Origin of the sequence: Pseudomonas meliae (assembly GCF_001400515.1) — a bacterium.
Classification (GTDB): Bacteria; Pseudomonadota; Gammaproteobacteria; order Pseudomonadales; family Pseudomonadaceae; genus Aquipseudomonas; species Aquipseudomonas amygdali.
Genome location: NZ_LJQT01000112.1, coordinates 1 through 2598 on the forward strand (window position 1 = coordinate 1; position 2598 = coordinate 2598).

The 2598-nt window shown below is 54.6% G+C and carries 6 protein-coding genes; 2 read left to right on the top strand and 4 right to left on the bottom strand.

Translation table 11 applies throughout. The annotated features are described in order from the left end of the window. Window positions 1-21 precede the first annotated feature (21 nt). From ALO64_RS05235 to ALO64_RS05245, 4 genes are all read right to left on the bottom strand, one after another. Window positions 22-234 carry a hypothetical protein gene (locus ALO64_RS05235; RefSeq protein WP_044345814.1) on the bottom strand — a complete coding sequence of 71 codons (213 nt, stop codon included), beginning with the start codon at window positions 232-234 and terminating at the stop codon, window positions 22-24. 12 nt (window positions 235-246) lie between these two features. Then, on the bottom strand, window positions 247-720 hold the full coding sequence (locus tag ALO64_RS25760; protein ID WP_044345815.1) for a hypothetical protein: 474 nt from the start codon (window positions 718-720) through the stop codon (window positions 247-249). Between the two features lie 45 nt (window positions 721-765). After that, window positions 766-900, bottom strand: a complete 135-nt coding sequence (locus ALO64_RS26540; protein WP_267874111.1) for a hypothetical protein — start codon at window positions 898-900, stop codon at window positions 766-768. A gap of 74 nt (window positions 901-974) precedes the next feature. Further along, window positions 975-1229 carry a PapB/FocB family fimbrial expression transcriptional regulator gene (locus ALO64_RS05245; protein WP_044345816.1) on the bottom strand — a complete coding sequence of 85 codons (255 nt, stop codon included), beginning with the start codon at window positions 1227-1229 and terminating at the stop codon, window positions 975-977. Window positions 1230-1415: 186 nt separating this feature from the next. Between ALO64_RS05245 and ALO64_RS05250 the strand changes: the two genes are divergently transcribed. Both ALO64_RS05250 and ALO64_RS05255 read left to right on the top strand, forming a co-directional pair. Continuing rightward, entirely contained in the window at window positions 1416-1844 is a 429-nt protein-coding gene (locus ALO64_RS05250) for a LexA family protein (RefSeq protein ID WP_044345817.1), read from the top strand. Next, window positions 1834-2598, top strand: a complete 765-nt coding sequence (locus tag ALO64_RS05255) for a Y-family DNA polymerase (RefSeq protein WP_082303516.1) — start codon at window positions 1834-1836, stop codon at window positions 2596-2598. Before ALO64_RS05250 ends, ALO64_RS05255 begins: the two co-directional genes overlap by 11 nt.

A 2598-nucleotide genomic window follows, 5' to 3' on the forward strand; every position in this document is an offset into this window, starting at 1 on the left:
CCGCAGGCTGCCCTGTTCGTTTCAGCCTTGAGGCGGCAGCGGTAGGTCGGACTTGTGAGTCCAACCAACACATACAAGTGAGCTCTTAAATGGCGGCGGTGGATTTTCTGCTTCGGCAGCGCACTTCGCATCCACGCGGGCTTGGCGCTGGGCTTTCTCTTTGGCTTCCGAGTTCAGCAACAGCGTGAACGCGGCAACTACAGAAAGCGCAACAACGAGAAATGTAATTTTCAAGCTTCGTTTTCCTTAAACTTTGGCAGGAGTACAGCCCAGTTCCCGTGGGCCAGCGAGCCGAGGGGAGTAATAGGGTTTGGGCCTTGGGGACCAGTCATTCGCCTTCGCGCATTCAGCAGCTCCCTTCGCCGATCGGGCTCGCACGTACATCGTGCGAATGACCTTCCGTTTTTTTCCATTGCCCTGCACAAGATCCACGGCAAAGACCTTGAACTCCTTATCCTTCCAGAAGGCGTGCGCGTCAGCCTCATCACCGAACAGCATGCGCTCTTGCTTGGGCGCTGGAGTCATGGCCCGCCCCTCAGCTTGCTCCTGGGCGGCTTCAATGACCTTGGCAGCGGTCAGCTGCGCGTCCATGCCCTTGCCCCAAGACTGCGTCATATAGAAAGGCTGCGCCTCAACTACTTCCGCTGCGTCGGAATGACTGATGGCCATCGACTCGGCCACCACCTCGATCACTGCACCTACCCATTCGAAATACTTCATTGCGGCATTCCTTGATGGCCCCGGCGAACCGGGGCTAGTGGTCAGTCAGTCAACAGTCAGGGTCGCAAATTTGCCGTCCGCGACGTACTGCTGCCACAGCGCGATTGCCTTTTCTTGCTGGTCTTTCGGGAAGGCCGTTACCACGTTTGTCTCAGAGTGCAGCGTTACCAAGTATTCCATTTTTTTGCATCCTCAGTGATTCGCTTCAATGAGGTGAAGTTTACCGTTATCTGTAAACTACAGCAACAAAATGTTTACCGTTTACTGTAAAAAACAGCGAGCTCCCTAACCTCCCTGCTGAGCTTATTGAGGTCGGACACTTTCCGTGAAAGCGTGGTTTCACTTACGCCGCATTCTGCGCATGCTAACGTCTGCTTCTTCCCGTCAACGAAGTGGCCGTACAGTGCAGAAATAACCGATTCAGCAGTGATTTTGGTAAGGCCTATAAGACGTCGAAGATGCTCAGGATCTACCTGACCAGGAACAAGATCCCGCTTTGCAACAGTCATCAAACACCCCTGTACGTAGCAACAAATTTACCGTTATCGGTAAAGCCTGTCATGGATATAGCCAGAATAATAGTGCCAACTCGAACGCTTTCTGAATGACAACCTGGTCTTACTCGCGATGTTCGGGCTAGTCGCGCAAGGCTTACTAGATTACTGTGTATATAAACAGTAATCCTATGGTGCCATATGAAACCTCTCACGCCCTTCCCCCTGACGCCTTCTACGCAGTTATTACAAGTTCTTGCAGGCGCAGCTGCTGGTGGATTTCCAAGCCCAGCGGCTGATTACTACGAACCACCTCTGTCGTTGGATGAGCTGATGAACATCCGTGCCCCTCATGTCTGGATCGTCCAGGTTGAGGGCGACAGCATGCGCGACGCTGGTATCTTCGATGGTAGCCTCTTGGTAATCGATCGCTCGATTCCACCGGCTGCTGGCAAGATCGTTTTAGCTTACGTCGACAACCAGCCGCTAGTGAAGCGATTGACTAGGTCACCTGCAGGTTGGGTCTTGGAGTCGGCAAATCCGGCGTACAAAAACATCGCGCCGAACGAGTACGGCACAATCGAGGTGTTCGGGGTCGTGACCTGGGACCTGACGCCTCATGCGCTCTGATCCACTACCGGTCTTCGGCCTGGTCGACGCCAATAAGTTTTACTGCAGCTGTGAGCGCATTTTCAGGCCCGAGCTGAGGGACAAGCCGGTGGTGGTTCTTTCGAATTCGGACGGCTGCATCGTGGCTTGCACCAACGAGGCGAAAGCACTTGGTTTGAAGATGGGGGATCCCTACTTCAAGATCCGGAAGTTTCTGGAGCAGCACGGCGTTGCTGCATTCAGCAGCAACTACACCCTGTATGGCGAGTTGTCGCACAGAATGGCTATGGCCACTGCTTCCTTGGTCAGCGCCGTGCAGCAATACTCAATTGACGAATCCTTCGTACGTCTCGAGGATCAGCCCGAACCGTTAGTTGATGTTGGGCGAGCCATTCAGGCCCGTGTTCTGCAGTGGGTTGCTTTGCCAGTCGGTGTGGGGATTGGTCACACCAAAACACTGGCGAAAGCCGCGCAACATGCTTCAAAGGTTTGGAGGGACAAGACCGGTGGTGTTGTCGATCTGCGACGGCCTGATGCGGTCGAGTGGCTATTGCGGCGTATGCCGGTCGAAGACGTATGGGGGATTGGCCGACGCATGCGCGATCACCTGGCCAGCGAGGGAATATCAACGGCATGGCAGCTTTCTCAAGCCGAGCCACGAACGATGGGCCGCAAATACTCGGTTGTCCTGGAGCGGACGATTAGAGAGCTGCGCGGCCAGTCCTGTATAGAGCTGGAGCAGCACCCACCCGACAAACTGTCACCGCCACTGTAA